The following is a 16,707-nucleotide window of genomic DNA, read 5'->3' on the forward strand; positions in this document are numbered from 1 at the left end:
TGCGCGCTTCACTCAAACATCACGGCGAGCTAGACAACGAAGCAAGCCTGTCCTTCGGCAGGCTTGCCACCCCGCATCCCGCCCAACGCAGGCGTGGGCAGAAGGGGGGGAGGCTGTGGAACAGCCAACAGCCAACAGCCAACAGCCAACAGCCAACAGCCGGCGCCATCACTGCGTTCGGCTTCAAACCAGGGGCCGAGCGAAGCGAAGGCCCGGGCAAACTCCCCGTATGTCAGCGCCTGCGGCGTGGTGGTTGCGGGGTTGCAGTCCTGCCGAAGGACAGGACTGCTTCGTCATCTGACTCGCCGTGATGTTTGAACGTAGCGCGCAGCGCGAAGAGAGTTTCACGGCGAACCCCGCAACCGCCACGACGCAGGTTGCCCCGCAGCGAAGCGAAGGGGTCGCGGACATCCGGGTCGCCTTCTTTGATCTGACCTTTCTTGGCGAATCAAGAAAGGGCAGTCGGCTGCCGGGCCGAGACCCGGCCTCTGTCGCCAGAGGCGCGACAGAGTCAAAAAGGAAGCTCAGGCAGCCAGCCTGAACCGCTCAACCACTCCCCCAAACCCCCTCTCCAGATCCGCAATCAGATCCAAAGGATCCTCCAGCCCCACATGCAGCCGCACCACAGGCGCAGTCCCCGCCCACACACTGTGCTCCCGCAGCCTCTCAGGCTGCGCCACCAGCGCCAGGCTCTCATACCCGCCCCAGGAAGCCCCCTGCGCAAACTGCCGCAACGAGTCAACGAACACGGCGCCGGCACCGGCGTCCACCCCTTCGGCAAACGCGAATGACACCAGCCCGCTGGCCCCGCTGAAGTCCCGCTTCCACAGCGCATGGCCGGGATCGGAGGGCAGGGCCGGGTAGAAGACGCGGCCGACCTGGGGCTGCTGCTCCAGCCACTGGGCGATTTCGGTGGCGTGGCGCTGGTGCTGGGCCAGGCGCACGGGCAGGGTGCGCAGGCCGCGCAGTGCCAGGTAGGCGTCGTCGGCGCCTATGGTCAGGCCCAGGGCCTCGTAGGCGGTGGATATCTTTTTGGACAGCGCGGGGCCGTCGGTGATGACGATGCCCTGCATCACGTCGGAGTGGCCGGCGATGTACTTGGTCGCGGCCTGGATGGAGAGGTTGGCGCCGTGCTCCAGGGGCTGGTAGAACCAGCCGCCGCTCCAGGTGTTGTCGGTGGCCACGGCAATGCCGTGCTGGCGCGCCACGGCGGCCAGGGCGGGCAGGTCCAGCACCTCGTAGAGCAGGGAGCTGGGCGATTCCAGGTAGACCAGGCGGGTGTTGGGGCGGATCTTGCCGGCCAGATCGTCGCGCGAGGGCGAGAAGTACTCCAGCGTGATGCCCAGGCGCTGCAGCAAGGTGGCGTCCACGCGGCGCACGGGCGAGTAGACGCTGTCGGCCACCAGGGCATGGTCGCCGGGCGATAGCAGGGCGATGAGCACCAGGGTGATGGCGGACAGGCCCGAGGGCGTGAGAAAGGCGCGGTGCCCGCCCTCCAGCGCGACCACGGCGTCTTCCAGCGCGCGGTGCGTGTCCAGGCCGTGGCGGCCGTAGGAGGCCACGCGCTCGCCGGCCTCGCGGCGGTGGTGCAGGTCGGCGTAGGCGGCGCTGTCGGCAAAGCGCACGGTGCTGGTGCGCACCACGGGCACGTTGACGGGGCCGGAGCCGCCCTGCAGCGGCGGCGTGCCTGCGTGCAGCAGGCGGGTCGACGGGCCCAGGGGCCGTTGCTTGTCTTGGGGGATGCTCATGCCACGGCCTCGCTGGGACGGAAGTAGGCGGCGTTGTAGTTCTTGACTTCGCCGGTGTCGGGGTCGATGGCCACGCGGCCGCTCAGGGTTTCCAGCGGTTGGCCGTAGAGATGGAAGTGCAGCGTGGGCTGCTCGCCCACGACGGCAATGCTGTGGATGTCATCGGGCAGGAAGGCGATGGAGGCGCCGGGCTGCACGGTGAATTCGCGCTCCAGGTGGATGCTGGCGCGTGCGGGGTCGCTGCGGTCGTCCGTGCGCTCGTAGAGGCGGTTGAGCTCCTGGCCTTCGACGGCAACGATCACGGCCCAGGTCGTGTGGTTGTGCGGGGCCGTGGTCTTGCCGGGGTTGATGGAGTTCAGGTACAGGGCCAGGCCCGCATCGCCATCGGCCGGGTTGAGGCGGTAGCGCGTGGAGGCGCCCACGCCCTCGGTCTGAGCGGGCGGGGGGAAGTCCGCGCGGCTGAACAAGGCCTTGTGCGCGGCCAGCTGCTCCAGGCGTGCGGTGATGGCCGACAGGGTGCTGCGGTCGGGCGCGCCGGCCTGCAGCAGCTGGCGCACGTCGGCCAGGGCGGCGTCCACGGCCTGGCGGCGCAGGGCGGCGGCTTCTGTATGGGTGCCTGTATCTGCGCCTGTGCCGGCCGGGGTTTCAGTCGTTGTTTCTGCGGTCATGGGGATGTGCTCCTGGAGGTGGGGGGTCAAAGGGCAAAGCGCAGGCTGTTGAAGGGCAGCGGCGTTGTGGCCGGGGCGGCTGGCGCAGGCCTGGACCGTGCACCATCGCCCAGGGCGCGCTGCAGGAATTCGCGCGTGCGCTCGCTGCGCGGGCTGCCGAAGATCTGGGCGGCCGGGCCGTGCTCGACGATGCGGCCGGCCTCGGTGAAATAGACCTGGTCGCTGACCTCTTCGGCAAAGCGCATTTCGTGCGTGACCAGCACGCAGGTCATGCCGTCCCTGACCAGGTCGCGGATCACGGTCAGCACCTCGCCCACGGTCTCGGGGTCCAGGGCCGAGGTCACTTCGTCGAACAGGATCAGCTCGGGCCGCATGGCCAGGGCGCGCGCAATGGCCACGCGCTGCTGCTGGCCGCCGGACAGCTCGCCGGGGTAGGCGGATTCCTTGTGGTCCAGGCGCACCTTCTGCAGCAGGGCGCGGGCCTCGCGCTCGGCCGTGGCGCGGTCGCGGCCGACCACGCGCGTGGGGGCGATGACCAGGTTCTCCAGCACCGACAGATGGGGGAACAGGTTGTACTGCTGGAAGACGAAGCCCACGCGCTTGCGCAGGGCGATCAGCTCGGCCTCGGTGCGCAGCTGGTCCACGCGCGTGCCCGCCACCGAGATGGCGCCGCGCTGGGGCCTCAGCAGGCCGGTGATGCAGCGCAGGATGGTGGACTTGCCCGAGCCCGAGGGCCCGATGATGGTCACCGCCTCGCCGCGCCGCACCTGCACGTCGATGCCTTGGAGCACCTGGTTGTCGCCAAAGGACAGGTGCACATCCTGCAGGTGGACCAGTGCGGGCGCCGTGCCTGCGGGGGCATCGGCCGTGGCGAGTTGGGAGAGAAAGGAGTCAGTGGCGTTCATGGCGTCGCTCCAATGCCCGGGTTGCCCGGGCGATGGGATAGCAATAGGCAAAGAAAAGCGCGAGCAGCGTGAAGTACACAAGGATGGTGAAGTCCGTGCGTGCCACGGTGTTGCTGGCGATCTGGGCGGTGTCCACCACGTCGTGCACGCCCACCAGCGAGGCCAGCGAGGTGCTCATGGTGATGCTGGCGTAGAGGTTCATCCACGGCGGCAGCATGCGGCGCACGCACTGCGGCAGCACGATGAGGCGGAAGATCTCGCTGCGGCGAAAGGCCAGCGACTGGGCCGCCTCCCACTGCGCGCTGGGGATGGACTGGATGGCGCCCCGGAAGATCTCGGCCACGTTGGCGCTGGTGGGCAGGGCCAGGCCCAGCACCACCTTGACCCAGTCGGGGAACGGAAAGGTCCAGCCCACCAGCTTCAGCTCGAACGGGAACACATAGGTGGTGAAGTAGATGAGCACCAGGATGGGCGCATTGCGAAACAGCTGCACATACCAGCGCACGCCCGTGCGCACGGCTGGCGTGGGCGACAGCGACAGGGCGCCCAGCACCAGGCCGGCCACGGTGCCGATGGCCACGGCCAGCACGCTGATCTCGATGTTGACCAGGAGGCCGCGCAGCAGCGCAGGCAGCCATTTCCACAGGTGCACGAAGGCAGGCGGGGCGCTGTCCGTGGCGGCCCAGCAGGCGCACAGAACCAGCAGTGCGGCGCCCGCGATCAGCCAGGGGCTGCGCGCCGCGCGCAGCAGGGCGGCGGGCAGCAGGCGGGGCGCGGCGCCGGTGTTCAGGGTGGCTTCATTGGCCATAGCCGGGCATCCTCAGGTGTTGTTCCAGCCAGCGGCCCGCCAGGCTGACCAGCCAGGTCAGCAGGCCGAACCACAGCAGGATGAGCAGCAGCAGCTCCAGCACGTTGTCGCGCTGCGACCAGATCATGATGGACTCGTAGGTCACGTCGCCCACGGCAATGGCCGAGGCCACGGCCGTCATCTTCACCAGGTCCACCAGGTTGTTGGTCAGCGAGGGCAGGGCAAAGCGCACGGCCAGCGGCAGCTGCACGCGCACCAGCAGCTGGCGCTGCGAAAAGCCCAGCGAGCGCGCCGCCTCCAGCGTGGTGGCGGGCACGGCCTCGATGCCGGCGCGCAGCGCCTCGGCATGGAACACGCCCTTGTGCAGCGAGACCACGATCACCACCCAGACAAAGGGCGTGAGCGGGTTGTTGCCCGCGCCCCAGTCGCGCAGCTGCTGGGTGATCAGCATGTTGAGCACCAGGAAGGCGCAGTACAGCTGCACCAGCGTGGGCGTGTTGCGCGTGACCTCCACAAAGGCGCGCGCAGGCCGTGCCAGCCAGGCGCGGCCCGAGGTCAGGGCCGCCGCCAGCGACACGCCGGCCGCCAGGCTGCCGGCAATGGTCAGCAGGGCCAGCTGCACGGTCACGAACATGCCGCGCACAAAGGCCTGGCGCTCGGCCACGTCCAGCACGAAGGCGTAGTTCAGGCCCAGGCCCTTGAGCGCTTGCACGCCCTGGGCAAGCAGGCTGTCGTTCATGGCACGGCCTCCAGTGCGGCCGGCTGTGCATGCGCTTGCGCTTGCGCAGCGGGGTCTTTCAGCGCGGCCACGGCGCGTGCGATGCGGGCCGTGGCCTCGGCCAGCACCTCGTCGCTGGCGGCCGTGGAGATGCGGAAGTAGGGCGACAGGCCGTAGGCCCCGCCATCCACGGCAGCCACGCCTTCGGACTCCAGCAGCCATTCGGTCAGGTCGGTGTCGCTGGCGATGGGCTGGCCGTCCGGGCGCAGGTGGCCTATCAGCGCGCCGCAGTGCACAAAGGCAAAGAACGATCCGCCCGGCGGCAGCAGGGCCAGGCCCGGCACCTGGGCCAGCGCCTGGGTGACCCGTTGCGCGCGCCGCGCATAGGCGTTGCGGGCCTGCTGCACAAAGCTCTGGTCGGGCGACTGCAGCGCCGCCGCGGCTGCGGCCTGGGCCACGGAATTGGGGCCTGACGAGGCCTGCGACTGGATCACCACCATGGCCTGCACCAGCGCGGCCGGGCCTGCGCCCCAGCCAATGCGCCAGCCGGTCATGGCATAGGTCTTGGAGACGCCGTTGACCAGCAGCGTGCGCTCGCGCAGGTCTGGGGCCACGGCCAGCCAGTGCGCGGGGGCCTGGGGCGTGAACCAGATGTGCTCGTACAGCTCGTCGAGCAGCACCAGCACCTGCGGATGAAGGCGCAGCACCTGGGCCAGGGCGGCCAGTTCCTCGCGGCTGTAGACGGCGCCCGAGGGGTTGCCCGGCGTGTTCAGCACCAGCCAGCGCGTGCGCTGCGTGATGGCGGCCTGCAGCGCGGCCGGCGTGAGCTTGAAGCCCTGCTCAATGCCGCAGTCCACGATGACCGGCGTGCCGTCGTTCACGCGCACGATGTCGGGAAACGAAGGCCAGTACGGCGCGTGCACGATGACCTCGTCGCCCGCGTCCAGCGTGGCCGCCAGCGCGTTGTAGATCACCTGCTTGCCGCCGTTGCTGACGATGATCTGCCCGGCGTCGAAGTCCAGACCGTTCTCGCGCCGGTACTTGGCGCTGATGGCCTGGCGCAGCGCGGCCGTGCCGGGCGTGGGCGTGTACTTGGTTTCGCCACGGGCCAGGGCCGCGATGGCGGCCTGCTTGATGGGCTCGGGCGTGTCGAAATCGGGCTCGCCCGTGGTCAGCGCAATGATGTCGCGGCCCTGGCGGGCCAGGGCCGTGGCCCGCGCGCTGGCCGCGGCATTGGGCGAGAGCCTGACGCGCTGCACGCGCTGCGAAAGGGGAAAGGGCGTGGTCATGGCGTGGTGCCTTCCTGGAATGCGGCGGCTGGCAATGGAGAGACCTGCGGCAAGTCGTGCGGCAAATCGTCCGGCAGGGCTTGCAGCACCTTGCCGGGATTGAGCAGGCCCAGCGGGTCGAAGGCCTGCTTGAGACGCCGCATGAGCTGCAGCTCCACGGCGCTCTTGTAGCGGGGCAGCAGGTCGCGCTTGGACTGGCCCACGCCGTGCTCGGCGCTGATGGAGCCGCCGTGGGCGTGCACGCTGTCGTGCACCACCTCGTGGATGGCGTCTTCCTGGGCAAACAGATGCGCGGGCGTGCTGTCCGGCGCGTGCGAGACGTTGTAGTGCAGGTTGCCGTCGCCCAGGTGCCCGAAGGCCACGGGCCGCACGGCGCCAAAGCGCGCCTGCAGCAGCGCGGCCGTGGCCGCAAGAAAGTCGGGGATGCGCGAGATGGGCACCGACACGTCGTGCTTGATGTTGCGGCCGTCGCGCCGCTGGGCCTCGCCCAGGGCCTGGTCGCGCAGCCGCCACAGGGCCTGGCTTTGCTGCAGGCTCTCGGCAATGGCGGCATCGGTGACCAGGCCGTCCTCGAAGGCCTGGCCCACCACGCACTCGAAGCGCTGGCGGGCATGGTCCTCGCCCTCGCTGTCGGACAGCTCGATCAGAGCAAACCAGGGTGCCTTGAGCGCCAGCGGTATCGGCTGCTCGGGCACATGGCGGTCTATCAGGCCCAGGGCCGTGTCCGACATCAGCTCGAACGCCGTCAGGCTGGCGCCGAAGCCCGCCCGCGCCTGGCTGAGGAAGGCCACCGCATCGCGTATGCAGCCAAAGGCCAGCAGGGCCGTGTGCTGGGCGCGGGGCAGTGGATGCAGGCGCAGCGTGGCCGCCGTGATGATGCCCAGCGTGCCTTCGCTGCCCACGTACAGGTCGCGCAGCGCATAGCCGGTGTTGTCCTTGCGCAGCCCGCGCAGGCCGTCCCAGATGTCGCCCTCGGCCGTCACCACTTCCAGGCCCAGCACCAGCTCGCGCGCGTTGCCGTAGCGCAGCACCTGGGTGCCGCCCGCGTTGGTGGACAGGTTGCCGCCAATGGTGCAGCTGCCCTCGGAGCCCAGGCTGAGGGGAAACAGCCGGCCCGCATCGCGCGCTGCCTGCTGCACATGGGCCAGCACGGCGCCGGCTTCCACGGTCAGGGTGTCGTTGTCGGTGTCGATGGCGCGCACGCGGTTCAGGCGCGCCAGCGACAGCAGCACGGCGTGGCCCGAGGCGTCGGGCGTGGCGCCGCCCATCAGCCCGGTGTTGCCGCCCTGGGCCACGATGGGCGTTCGGTGGGCGCGGCACAGGCGCACCAGCTGCGCCACCTGGGCCGTGTCGGCAGGCCGTGCCACGGCCAGGGCCTGGCCCGTGAGGCGGCCATGCTGGTCGGTCAGGTAGCCGGCCGCATCGGCACCCGTGAGCACATGGGCATCGCCCAGGGCGTGGCGCAGCGCGGTGATGAGGTCGGCGGGGCCGGTGTTGGTGCTGGTGTGGGTGCTCATGCGGGCGCCTTCCTGAACTTGTCGTGCAGCTGGTGCAGCAGCGGCGTGGGCGTCATGCCGTTGCGCTGCTCCACCTCGATCAGCCAGCCCGTGCGGTGCCAGTCCTGCACGATGCGGTCGATGGCCGCCTGCGTGTCGGACTCGCCCTTGCGCAGCCAGATCACCGAGGGCGAGGGAATGATGTCGGCGGGCGAGACGATCTCGTAGTCCTTCCAGTCCGCATTGCTGGCCACGAGTTCGCGCAGCGTGGGGCTGACATGCACGGCGGCCGCGCAGTTGCCGCCCTTGAGGGCCAGCAGCGACTCGGGCTGGCCCCGGAAGGCCTTGATCTGGGCGCCGTATTGATCGGCCAGCGGCTTGGTGAAATTGCTGCCCTGCGACACGCACACGGGCTTGCCGCGCAGATCGTCCCACTGGCGCACGCCGCTGCCCTTCTTGGCGATGGCGGCGCCGCCGACTTCCTCGAACGGCGTGGGCACGAAGGACAGGATCTCGCTGCGCTCCTGCGTCCACTGCATGTTGGCGATCAGGATGTCCACCTTGCCCTGCTGCAGGAACTGCACGCGGTTGGACGGCTGGACCTGCACGGTCTCCACCCCCACGCCCAGGCCCTTGGCCACGCCTTCGGACAGCTGCACGTTGTAGCCCACGTGCCTTTGCGTGACGGGGTCTATGGTGCCGAACGGCGGCCCCGAAAGCATCACCCCCACCACGATCTTGCCGCGCTGCTTGATGCGGTCCAGCGTGGCGTCGGCATGGGCTGCCAGGGCCGTGAGGGCGAGCAGGGCCGCCAGTGTGGTGCGACTCGGCTTCATGGCTTGGCTCCCTTGGCGGCGGCCTGGGTTGCCTGCGTCGCCTGCACTTGTGCCTGCGCTGCCGCATACACCGCGAAGTCGTAGGGCGCGCGGTCGAACTGGCCCTTCAGCGCGCGCTCGTGGCGCTCGGCGATCCAGGTGTCGGGCACGCCGCTGGCGCGGGCCACCTTGAGCAGAAAGCCCGTGCGGTGCCAGTCCTGTATGGCCTTGTCCACGAAGGCCTGGGTGTCGGCCTCGCCGCGGCGCGTCCACACCACGGTGGGCGAGGGAATCAACTGGTCCTGCGTGCCCAGCTCGAAGTCCTTCCACTCGGCTGCATTCGGGCCGGTGAGCTTTTCATAAAGGGCGGGCTGGATATGGACCGAAGCCGCGCAGGTGCCGCCCTTGAGCGCCAGCAGCGACTCGGGAATGCCGCGCAGGCCCTTGACCACGGCGCCATAGCTCTCGGCCAGGGGCTTGGCGAAGTTGCTGCCCTGCGACACGCAGGCCACCTTGCCGCGCAGGTCTTCCCAGCGCTTGATGCCGCTGGCCTTGGCCACCAGGGCGCCGCCGCCGATCAGGTCATAGGGCGTGGGCGCGAACGAGAGGATCTCGCTGCGCTCCTGCGTCCACTGGATGTTGGCGATCAACAGGTCCACCTTGCCGCTTTGCAGGAACTGCACGCGCGTGGAGGCCGTCACGGGAACCGTCTCCAGCGGCACGCCCAGGCGGCGCGCGATGTCGGCGGCCAGCTCGGTCTGGTAGCCGCCGGTCTTGCCGGTGGCGGGATCCAGCACGCCGAACGGCGGGCTGGCGCCGTCGATGCCCACGGACAGCTTGCCGCGTTGCTTGATCTTGTCCAGCGTGGCATCGGCGTGGGCGGCACCGGCGCCCAGCAGCAGGGCCAGGGCGGCGGCAAGGGGAGGAAGAAGGCGGGGCATGCGTGAATCCATCAGGGAACGGAAGGCCCGGCCCCGTCTTGCGGGGCCTGGGCCTGGGTGGTCGGAAAAAAAGCAGGGGTGGACCGCCGTGGCGGCCGGCAGTCAGCTGGCGGACTTGAACTTGGCCTGCAGCTCGGGCAGCAGCGGGTTGGCCGGCTCGATGCCCACGCGCTTTTCGGCGGCGATCAGCCAGCCCGTGCGGTGCCAGTCCTGCACCACCTTGTCCACGGCGGCGATGGTGTCGGCCTCGCCCTTGCGGGTCCAGACCACGGAAGGCGCGGGCAGCACCTCGCTGGCGATGGGGGCCGAGTACTGCGCCCATTCGGGGTTGCTGCGCAGCAGCGGGTAGATCAGCGTGCTGTCATGCACGGCGGCCACGCAGTTGCCGCCCTTGAGCGCCAGCAGCGAGTCCGACGAGCTCTTGTAGCCATGCACCTGGGCGCCGTACTCGCTGGCCAGCGGCTTGGCAAAGCTGCTGCCCTGGGACACGCACACGGGCTTGCCGCGCAGGTCTTCCCACTTGGCGATGCCGCTGCCCTTGCGCACGGCGGCAGTGCCGCCCACGCGGTAGAAGGGCGTGGGCGCGTAGCCCAGGGTCTCGGCACGGTCGGGGTTCAGCTCCATGGAGGCGATCAGCAGATCCACCTTGCCGGCCTGCAGAAACTGCACGCGCGTGGCGGTCTGCACCTGGACCAGCTCGGCCTCCACGCCCAGGCCCTTGGCCAGGGCGCGTGCCAGCTCGGGGTTCCAGCCCACCAGCTGCTGGGTGGACGGGTCGATGGAGCCGAAGGGCCCGCCATTGACCAGCACGCCAATGGTGACCTTGCCGCGCTGCTTGATCTTGTCCAGCGTGGCATCGGCCCGGGCCTGGGTGCAGGCCAGGGCCAGCGCGGCGGCGATGAAGGTCAGGGATGCGGAAAGGGTGGCGCGGGGCTGGCGGCGCAGGGTGGGGCTTGTGTGCATGGCGGGAGCGGGGGAGCGGGGAATAACAGGGCCAACGAAAGATGCGTACGCCTGCATCTTCTGGCCGCCCTTGACCCACGGCAACAAAGCTTTGGGAGCATGTTTATGCACTTTGCGTCGCTGCATCAGGGTGATCACCAGGGAAATGTGGGCCCGAGGCAGGGCGGGTCGATGGTGTAATCGCGACGGCCGGGGTGCTGCGCCCACCGGCACCTCCCAGCGAGCCCTCTTCCATGCACCAAGCCCTAGCGTCCCTACTCGCCCCTCTCGCCTGCGCTGCCCTGTTGTGTGCCAGCCCCGTGGCCCGGGCCGCCAACCCCACGAGTTCTGGCAATTGCGAGGAAAGCTCCACCAACATGTCCGAGGTGCGCGCCTGCCTGCAGGAGCAGAACGTGGCCCTGGTCAATGCCGCCTACGTCTCGCTGTCGCTCAAGCTCAAGGCGCGCATGCCCCAGGCGTCGGAAGAGCTGGAAGTGGCGCAGAGGAACTGGGTGCAGTACGCGCGCAGTGCCTGCGAGTTCCTCTCTGAATTCAACTCGGCCAGCTTTGCCAAGGACGATGCGCGCACCAACTGCTGGAGCGACTTCGCCCGCGCCCGCGCCAAGCAGCTCAAGTCCTGGGAAATGCAGCTGGACAAGAAGCCCTGAGGGCGGCGACGCTGCTCACTGGTAGTTCAGCGTGAAGGTGGCCCTGCCGTTGGCCTGCCCCGTCGTGACTGCCGCAGCGGTCTGCACGTATTTGGCAGTCAGCGGGATCTTGAACTGGGCAACGCCCTGAACGATGGTTCCCGCACTCCATTGGTTGGTGTTGCCAGGCACGTTGGAGTCGGGGCCGTATGCGAGTGCGGTGCCATCCTTCAGTATCTGTATGCCTATTCCGGTGGCAACCGGTTTGCCGCCTGACGTGGCCTGGCTCAAGGTCAGGACGGTGCTCCGATTGCTGGTGTCGTTGGCATCGGTGAGCGTGACGTGGGGGTGCAGAACGCTTGCGGGCGCGCCGCCCTTGCATTCCAGCGTGATGTCGAAGTGCTGGGGGATGGAGGTGGATTGGAGGCCCGTGAATCGCAGGATGGGCACAGCGCCCATGGGTACGGAGATGGCCGAGGCGGCCACCGAGCAGGAGGGACCGACCACCACCCTGGTGCGGCCGGACAGGTTGACGTATCCTGCGGTGCAGCCGGGGCACTGGAATCGCATCTCGACGTTCATCCCGGAGCCCGTTAGCGTGCCAGCGGAAACGTTGCCGGTTTTCACCAGCTCGATCCAGACATCCTGGCGGGATGAAGTATTCCAGAAATAACCCAGCGCGCCCGAATTATTTTCTGATTCGGTGGTAATGGGCATGGTTCTGCCACTGGGAGCGCCGGGGCCGCGCCATGTGGCCCACCAGCGGATTCCAATGCCGGGAATATTGGTGCTGTAGACATTATTGTATCCGGGCGTCTTGCTTCCGGATTGGACATTGGCAGCTACAACGGCTTTTTCAACATCGTACTCGAATGCCGTGTTCAGCACTGCTCGCAGATTAAATACGGTTACCGTAGACTTCCATAGCGTCGATCCGTTGGCGTAATTTCCGGGTACTGTTATTTCCTCGGGCAGTGAAATGCTGGAGCTGGTGGGGGAGAATACGCCACCGGCAAAGGCATTGGTGTTCATCGTTGCCGCTGAAAAGGCGATGAGAAATGGAAGGGCGATCAATGCAAGGCGGCGTACTTGCGAAGGAAATGAGGGAATGAAAGAAAAATGCATGATACTGATTCGCTCCATTGCTGAAGTATGATTCTCGAAAATATCACGCAATAGTTTTATCGAACTTTTGAGTGACTAAGGAGGGGTGGAAATGAAAGCATCGAATCATTCGATGTGTGGCCTCTTAGGTATTTCACACTCTACGCCGAAGATATGAGTTGATGCAATCAGATTGTTCTGAAAATGGAGCGTGGCTCAGTCAAAAGCCACCCATGCACGCCATTCGTAAAGAGCAAGGCCCGAGTGTCACGGAGCTCGGGCGCGTGGGAGGTCGCGCAGACAAGCCTGGTTCAGTCCGCTCGCGGCCCCGGCGACTGTCGTGAGCGCGCCAGGCCGCTCAGGTGCTGAGAGGTGCGGTCGGAGAAGCGTCCCTGGCACCTCTGGCGGCTTGCCAGAGCGCATCGGCCAGGGCTGTGATCTCAGGGGCCAGGTGCAGGCGTTCCAGCCAGCGGCCCGCAATGCCGCTGGCGCCGTGGAAGGCTCCGGCCAACTGGCCCGTGATGGCTGCCGTGGTGTCGGCGTCATCGCCCAGGTTGGCGGCCTGCAGCACTGCGCCTTCAAAGCTGTCATGCCTCGCAAAGCACCACAGGGCCGCCTCCAGGCTGTCCACCACGTAGCCGCTGCCGCGAATCTGTGCGGCCGGCTTGTCGCGATAGTCGCCACGGGCAATCTCCCGCAGGCGCGGGTTGGCGCCGTCTTGCAGAACGCCGCCCAGGTCCAGAACCTGCTGCCGGGGCAGTCCCTGCAGTGCCCGGCACAGCGCCACGGCGAACAGGCGGCAGGCCTGCAGGCATTCAGGTGCCGCGTGGGTAGTGCGTGAGCTGAGTTCAGCCATGCGCTGCACCAGGTCCTCGTCGGGGCCGAAGAACATGGGCACGGGCGCCAGCCGCATCAGGGAGCCGTTGCCGGCCTGGTCCGGGTCGGGCGACCCGGCCAGCGGATCGCCGGAGGCCAGGAAGCGCTGGATGGCCGCCCTGGTGGCCATGCCGATGTCAAAGCAGTTGCCGGTGGAACTCCAGTAGCCCCATTCGTACCAGTTGGCATAGCGCGCCATCTGGTCCTGCGGGTCGCAGCCGCCGCGCTGGAGCAGGCTTTCGGCCAGGCACAGGGCCATGGAGGTGTCGTCGGTCCACTTGCCTGCGGGCAGCGAGAAGGGGCCGCCGCCCACCATGTCGGTCAGCGGCGCAAAGCTGCCGCGCGGCTGGAATTCCAGCGTCGTTCCCACGGCGTCGCCGCAGGCCAGGCCCAGCAGGGCGCCACGGTATCGGTCCAGCGTGTCCATGGCCATGCCTGTGCTCTTGATCATGGTCGGTCAGGGAGCGGTGCTGCGCAGCCGCGCCCGCACCTGCATGAGGGCAAAGCCCAGCAGGTTCAGGCCCTGCCAGCGCGCGGGGTCGGTGACGCGCACATCGTCGGCAGCCAGGCCGATGCCCCAGATGGCGTCCACGGGGCTGGCTTCCACCAGCACGCGGTCGCCCGTGCTCAGCAGATAGCCGGCCAGGGCCGGGTTCTGGGAGAACTTGGCCTGGTTGGCGCGCACCACGATGCCCATGCGCGCGGCCACCCAGGCCGCTTCATCAAAGCCCTGGATGCCACGCCCCAGCTTCTTGGCCTCGCCCGGCGTGCGGCAGCGCACGATGGCCGCGTGCGCCGCCTCGTCGCCAAACAGCCGCGCCTTGCCCGCCATCATGAAATGCTCGGCCGTGGGGTAGTGCTGGCCATCGACCTCGAAGCCCGCCTCGAACCACTGGCTCATGCAGGTCTTGCCGATGGAGCCATCGGCCGCAGGCTGGTGGCCCCAGAACGGCAGGAAGCGCGGGGTGAGACCCTGGGCCATGGCGTGCTGGAGGTCTTGCAGGGAGGCGATGTGGTCTGTGGTGGTCATACGGAGTTCTCAGGTGCGCAATTCTTCCTGTCGAGCCGCACGTAGACGCGCTCCACGGGAGTCATGAGCATCGGATTTCCATCCTGGGCATGGGCCCGCTGCTCGGTGACGAAGGATGTCATGTCAATGACCTCCAGCAGTTCCTCCGTGGCGAAACTGCGTAGCAGCTTGCCACGCAAGCCCAGCTGGATGGCACGCAACGGCAGCTTGGCGCCGCTGGGGGCATGGTCCGGATCCCATTGCTGGCGCACCTCGGAGGTGGCCACCGCTTGCTGCCACTCGGGCAGGCCAGCGTAGAGCCGGGGGTTGAAGGTGGAAGGTACGGCGGCATCCAGCAGGCTCTCGAAGAAAGTCCGGCGTATGCGCAGGCCGAGGATGACTTCCTGGCCGGCCTTGGTCGCCCAGCCGCAGCGATACATCATCCAGAGGAAATTGGGCTTGATCCAGCTCATGCGCGCGAAGCTGAAGTCCGGGCCGCCGAACCGGCCATGCTCCAGCGCGTGAAGGCCGATGGCCGGGCGATAGGCCTGGTAGACCACCACGGTGGAGTCGTCGTAGTGGGCGAGGATGTGCTCTCCCTCGGAAGGCCAGGTGGCAGATTGCTGCAGGTAGGGTGCTGTTGCGAGATTCATGGTCTGTTCGTTGTCGTTGTCGTTGTCGCTGTCGTTGTTGTTGTTGTTGTTGTAGGTGTTCTGAGGGCGCTGCGCCACGCTGCAGGGCCGGTCCTTCACACCACCAGACAGCCCTGCCGGTCCGACAGGCCGATGGTGGCCTGCATGCCCGCCGTGAACTGCAGGTAGTCGGCCTCCATGCCGTCCGAGAAGATGACGCCATGGTCGGGCATGCGCGAGCGCAGGGTCAGCGGCTGGCCGGCGGTGACCTGGCCGTAGACCAGCTCGGCCGTGGAGGAGCGGCTGGGAAAGGGCTCGCGCACGGCGAAGTCCAGGCGTGGCGCATCCCAGGCGAAGGGCTGGTAGTCGAAGTCGGTGGACGCGCCGCGCACGGCGCGGGCAATGCCCATCGATCCCGTGACGATGCTCTTGATCCAGGCCGAGGAGCCCAGCCCCGTGGCGACGATGAGGCCGGAGGACGACTGGGATTCGCGCCGGTCGCCCAGCGCGATGTCGTACAGGGCTGAGGTATGGCTGCGCGGGCCGATGAACAGGTCGTTGGCGGCGCGCAGCACCTGGCCGTCGCTCAGGCGCGCTTCGGCCAGGGTGACGGCGCGCGTGGGGCGGCGGTTGGCAGCCACGTCGCCCAGCAGGGCGGCCAGGTCGGCGGGGGCGAAGGGCAGCAGCAGGCCGTCCCAGCGTGCGGGCTCGGGGTTGACGCCGATGAGCGGCTGGCCGTCCAGGTATTTCATGGTGTTGGCCACCATGCCGTCCTGGCCCAGTGCCACGACGATGTCGTCGGCGCCGAAGACGAAGTTGGGCACCAGGGCGCGGTCCACGATCTGGTAGCGGCCGCGTGCCTCCAGGGCCTGCACCACGGCCTGCAGGGCGGCGGCGTAGGCGGCGCTTTCGCGCAGGTAGTCGCCGAAGTCGGCACCCAGGTGCTCGATGTAGAAGCGCGCCTGGGACAGCGTGTGGTACCTGGCCACCAGCTCATCGAGCCGCGTGCGCCGCACCACCAGCACGGTCTTGCGTTCATTGGCGTTCACGGCGGCTCCTTGCGGGTTCGGGATCGGCCACGGCAGCTGCATGGCCTGCACCGGCGCCCATGAGCGACTGCAGCAGCTCGGGCGAGACGTTGAGCTGGCCGATGCGCTCGGCCTTCTCGGCAATGCCGCCAAAGGCCTGGGCGATGAGCTGGCCCGGCTGCATGCCCACGGCGGCCAGCGATTGCACGATGCGCGGATCGGCCTTTTCCAGGGCCTGCATGACGGCGCCCACGCGGTAGGCCTCGGCCTCGGCCAGGGTGCGGCTGTTGGCGGCCTGGCCTTCGACGAAGTCGCGGCGGCTGGTCTCCAGCGCCACGTCGGCAGACATCTGTTCGGCGCGCAGCTCGTTTTCCTTGCGCATCTGGGCGGCCTTGGCTTCCAGCTGGGCCTCGCGGATCTGGCGCTTTTTCTTTTCCACGGCCACGTCGGTATCGAGCTCGTTCTGGCGGATGGCGCGCTCGTTTTCCACGGCAGCCATGCGGCGGGCATAGACGGCGTCGTCCGCAGCCTTGAGGTTGGACTCGCGCGCCTCGGCCTCCAGGGCGCGGGCGATGTCGGGCGTGGGTTTGACGGCCATGACCGAGACGCCCAGGATCTCCAGCCCCAGCGCCTCGATCTCGGGCTGGGCGGCCAGCTCCTGCTGGGCCGTGCGCGCAATGAGTGCCGAGGAGCGCAGCGCCTGCTTGAGCTCCAGCGCCTGCACGGCCTGCTGGATGATGACCTCGGCCTGCATGGTCACGCGGTCGCCCAGGCGCTGCGGGTCTTCGGACATGTATTTCTGGCCGTCGCGCGCCAGGGAGAAGTCCATCAGCGTGGCGGTCTGGCGCGGTGTGCTGATGCGGTAGGTGACCTGGCCCTGCACGGTGACGCTCTGGAAGTCGGCCGTCACCAGCTCCAGCATGAAGTGGCAGTCCTGGCTGCCCACGGGCACGGCGACCAGGGTGGTGGTGGGCGCGTAGTAGAAGAAGGACTGGCCCGCACCCTCGCGCACCACCTTGCCGGCGCGGAACTGCATGAGGTGGACCGTGGGTTGGGACTTGATGAAACGGATGCCGAACAT

Annotated in this window: 17 protein-coding genes; 1 reads left to right on the top strand and 16 read right to left on the bottom strand. The window is 68.2% G+C overall.

Features of this window, described 5'->3' with window-relative positions:
* Nucleotides 1-524: 524 nt before the first annotated feature.
* The 10 genes from metC to ACRSCF_RS04325 all read right to left on the bottom strand — a co-directional run bounded on the left by metC (nucleotide 525) and on the right by ACRSCF_RS04325 (nucleotide 10,351).
* Complete coding sequence (gene metC, locus ACRSCF_RS04280; protein ID WP_034367943.1) at nucleotides 525-1,748, bottom strand: cystathionine beta-lyase; 1,224 nt, start codon at nucleotides 1,746-1,748, stop codon at nucleotides 525-527.
* Entirely contained in the window at nucleotides 1,745-2,416 is a 672-nt protein-coding gene (locus ACRSCF_RS04285; RefSeq protein WP_244387799.1) for a cysteine dioxygenase family protein, read from the bottom strand. The genes metC and ACRSCF_RS04285 overlap by 4 nt, the downstream gene beginning before the upstream one ends.
* 26 nt (nucleotides 2,417-2,442) lie before the next feature.
* Nucleotides 2,443-3,321 (bottom strand): amino acid ABC transporter ATP-binding protein, encoded by an 879-nt coding sequence (locus tag ACRSCF_RS04290; protein ID WP_043823875.1) that lies wholly within the window; start codon nucleotides 3,319-3,321, stop codon nucleotides 2,443-2,445.
* Nucleotides 3,308-4,129: an amino acid ABC transporter permease gene (locus tag ACRSCF_RS04295; RefSeq protein WP_034367942.1), complete on the bottom strand. Its 822-nt coding sequence runs from the start codon at nucleotides 4,127-4,129 to the stop codon at nucleotides 3,308-3,310. Before ACRSCF_RS04295 ends, ACRSCF_RS04290 begins: the two co-directional genes overlap by 14 nt.
* Nucleotides 4,119-4,868 carry an amino acid ABC transporter permease gene (locus ACRSCF_RS04300; RefSeq protein WP_034367941.1) on the bottom strand — a complete coding sequence of 250 codons (750 nt, stop codon included), beginning with the start codon at nucleotides 4,866-4,868 and terminating at the stop codon, nucleotides 4,119-4,121. Before ACRSCF_RS04300 ends, ACRSCF_RS04295 begins: the two co-directional genes overlap by 11 nt.
* Nucleotides 4,865-6,136 (bottom strand): aminotransferase class I/II-fold pyridoxal phosphate-dependent enzyme, encoded by a 1,272-nt coding sequence (locus ACRSCF_RS04305; RefSeq protein ID WP_034367940.1) that lies wholly within the window; start codon nucleotides 6,134-6,136, stop codon nucleotides 4,865-4,867. The genes ACRSCF_RS04300 and ACRSCF_RS04305 overlap by 4 nt, the downstream gene beginning before the upstream one ends.
* Entirely contained in the window at nucleotides 6,133-7,653 is a 1,521-nt protein-coding gene (locus ACRSCF_RS04310) for an FAD-binding oxidoreductase (RefSeq protein WP_034367938.1), read from the bottom strand. Before ACRSCF_RS04310 ends, ACRSCF_RS04305 begins: the two co-directional genes overlap by 4 nt.
* Nucleotides 7,650-8,468, bottom strand: coding sequence for a transporter substrate-binding domain-containing protein (locus ACRSCF_RS04315; RefSeq protein ID WP_034367936.1), 819 nt, complete (start codon nucleotides 8,466-8,468; stop codon nucleotides 7,650-7,652). The genes ACRSCF_RS04310 and ACRSCF_RS04315 overlap by 4 nt, the downstream gene beginning before the upstream one ends.
* Nucleotides 8,465-9,388: a transporter substrate-binding domain-containing protein gene (locus tag ACRSCF_RS04320; RefSeq protein WP_047219607.1), complete on the bottom strand. Its 924-nt coding sequence runs from the start codon at nucleotides 9,386-9,388 to the stop codon at nucleotides 8,465-8,467. The genes ACRSCF_RS04315 and ACRSCF_RS04320 overlap by 4 nt, the downstream gene beginning before the upstream one ends.
* 102 nt (nucleotides 9,389-9,490) lie before the next feature.
* On the bottom strand, nucleotides 9,491-10,351 hold the full coding sequence (locus ACRSCF_RS04325; RefSeq protein WP_244387800.1) for a transporter substrate-binding domain-containing protein: 861 nt from the start codon (nucleotides 10,349-10,351) through the stop codon (nucleotides 9,491-9,493).
* Nucleotides 10,352-10,584: 233 nt separating this feature from the next.
* On the opposite strand from ACRSCF_RS04325, the gene ACRSCF_RS04330 reads away from it, so the two are divergent.
* Nucleotides 10,585-10,998 carry a lysozyme inhibitor LprI family protein gene (locus tag ACRSCF_RS04330; RefSeq protein ID WP_016448801.1) on the top strand — a complete coding sequence of 138 codons (414 nt, stop codon included), beginning with the start codon at nucleotides 10,585-10,587 and terminating at the stop codon, nucleotides 10,996-10,998.
* A gap of 15 nt (nucleotides 10,999-11,013) precedes the next feature.
* Here ACRSCF_RS04330 and ACRSCF_RS04335 read toward each other — a convergent pair whose 3' ends face one another.
* The 6 genes from ACRSCF_RS04335 to ACRSCF_RS04360 form a co-directional block, all read right to left on the bottom strand.
* The gene (locus tag ACRSCF_RS04335; RefSeq protein ID WP_324622990.1) at nucleotides 11,014-12,153 is read right to left on the bottom strand and encodes a fimbrial protein; all 1,140 of its coding nucleotides are present in this window, start codon (nucleotides 12,151-12,153) and stop codon (nucleotides 11,014-11,016) included.
* Nucleotides 12,154-12,439: 286 nt separating this feature from the next.
* Nucleotides 12,440-13,408: an ADP-ribosylglycohydrolase family protein gene (locus tag ACRSCF_RS04340; RefSeq protein ID WP_244387801.1), complete on the bottom strand. Its 969-nt coding sequence runs from the start codon at nucleotides 13,406-13,408 to the stop codon at nucleotides 12,440-12,442.
* Nucleotides 13,409-13,414: 6 nt separating this feature from the next.
* A complete protein-coding gene (locus tag ACRSCF_RS04345) occupies nucleotides 13,415-13,987 on the bottom strand; it encodes an NADAR family protein (RefSeq protein WP_034367932.1) in 573 nt (190 codons plus the stop codon).
* Nucleotides 13,984-14,697 (bottom strand): DUF4291 domain-containing protein, encoded by a 714-nt coding sequence (locus ACRSCF_RS04350; protein WP_244387802.1) that lies wholly within the window; start codon nucleotides 14,695-14,697, stop codon nucleotides 13,984-13,986. The genes ACRSCF_RS04345 and ACRSCF_RS04350 overlap by 4 nt, the downstream gene beginning before the upstream one ends.
* A gap of 17 nt (nucleotides 14,698-14,714) precedes the next feature.
* On the bottom strand, nucleotides 14,715-15,647 hold the full coding sequence (locus ACRSCF_RS04355; RefSeq protein WP_034367930.1) for a sugar kinase: 933 nt from the start codon (nucleotides 15,645-15,647) through the stop codon (nucleotides 14,715-14,717).
* Nucleotides 15,634-16,707, bottom strand: a complete 1,074-nt coding sequence (locus ACRSCF_RS04360; protein WP_034397141.1) for an SPFH domain-containing protein — start codon at nucleotides 16,705-16,707, stop codon at nucleotides 15,634-15,636. Before ACRSCF_RS04360 ends, ACRSCF_RS04355 begins: the two co-directional genes overlap by 14 nt.

Source organism: Delftia sp. 11MD (assembly GCF_050907895.1).
GTDB classification, from domain to species: Bacteria; Pseudomonadota; Gammaproteobacteria; order Burkholderiales; family Burkholderiaceae_C; genus Comamonas; species Comamonas tsuruhatensis.

Bases quoted from the DNA above. Each gene is read 5' to 3' on its own strand.
- ACRSCF_RS04330 (WP_016448801.1), top strand. From the start codon at position 10,585: ATGCACCAAGCCCTAGCGTCCCTACTCGCCCCTCTCGCCTGCGCTGCC.
- metC (WP_034367943.1), bottom strand. From the start codon at position 1,748: ATGAGCATCCCCCAAGACAAGCAACGGCCCCTGGGCCCGTCGACCCGC.
- ACRSCF_RS04295 (WP_034367942.1), bottom strand. From the start codon at position 4,129: ATGGCCAATGAAGCCACCCTGAACACCGGCGCCGCGCCCCGCCTGCTG.
- ACRSCF_RS04310 (WP_034367938.1), bottom strand. From the start codon at position 7,653: ATGAGCACCCACACCAGCACCAACACCGGCCCCGCCGACCTCATCACC.
- ACRSCF_RS04300 (WP_034367941.1), bottom strand. From the start codon at position 4,868: ATGAACGACAGCCTGCTTGCCCAGGGCGTGCAAGCGCTCAAGGGCCTG.
- ACRSCF_RS04320 (WP_047219607.1), bottom strand. From the start codon at position 9,388: ATGCCCCGCCTTCTTCCTCCCCTTGCCGCCGCCCTGGCCCTGCTGCTG.
- ACRSCF_RS04345 (WP_034367932.1), bottom strand. From the start codon at position 13,987: ATGACCACCACAGACCACATCGCCTCCCTGCAAGACCTCCAGCACGCC.
- ACRSCF_RS04325 (WP_244387800.1), bottom strand. From the start codon at position 10,351: ATGCACACAAGCCCCACCCTGCGCCGCCAGCCCCGCGCCACCCTTTCC.
- ACRSCF_RS04305 (WP_034367940.1), bottom strand. From the start codon at position 6,136: ATGACCACGCCCTTTCCCCTTTCGCAGCGCGTGCAGCGCGTCAGGCTC.
- ACRSCF_RS04340 (WP_244387801.1), bottom strand. From the start codon at position 13,408: ATGATCAAGAGCACAGGCATGGCCATGGACACGCTGGACCGATACCGT.
- ACRSCF_RS04285 (WP_244387799.1), bottom strand. From the start codon at position 2,416: ATGACCGCAGAAACAACGACTGAAACCCCGGCCGGCACAGGCGCAGAT.
- ACRSCF_RS04360 (WP_034397141.1), bottom strand. From the start codon at position 16,707: ATGTTCGGCATCCGTTTCATCAAGTCCCAACCCACGGTCCACCTCATG.
- ACRSCF_RS04315 (WP_034367936.1), bottom strand. From the start codon at position 8,468: ATGAAGCCGAGTCGCACCACACTGGCGGCCCTGCTCGCCCTCACGGCC.
- ACRSCF_RS04290 (WP_043823875.1), bottom strand. From the start codon at position 3,321: ATGAACGCCACTGACTCCTTTCTCTCCCAACTCGCCACGGCCGATGCC.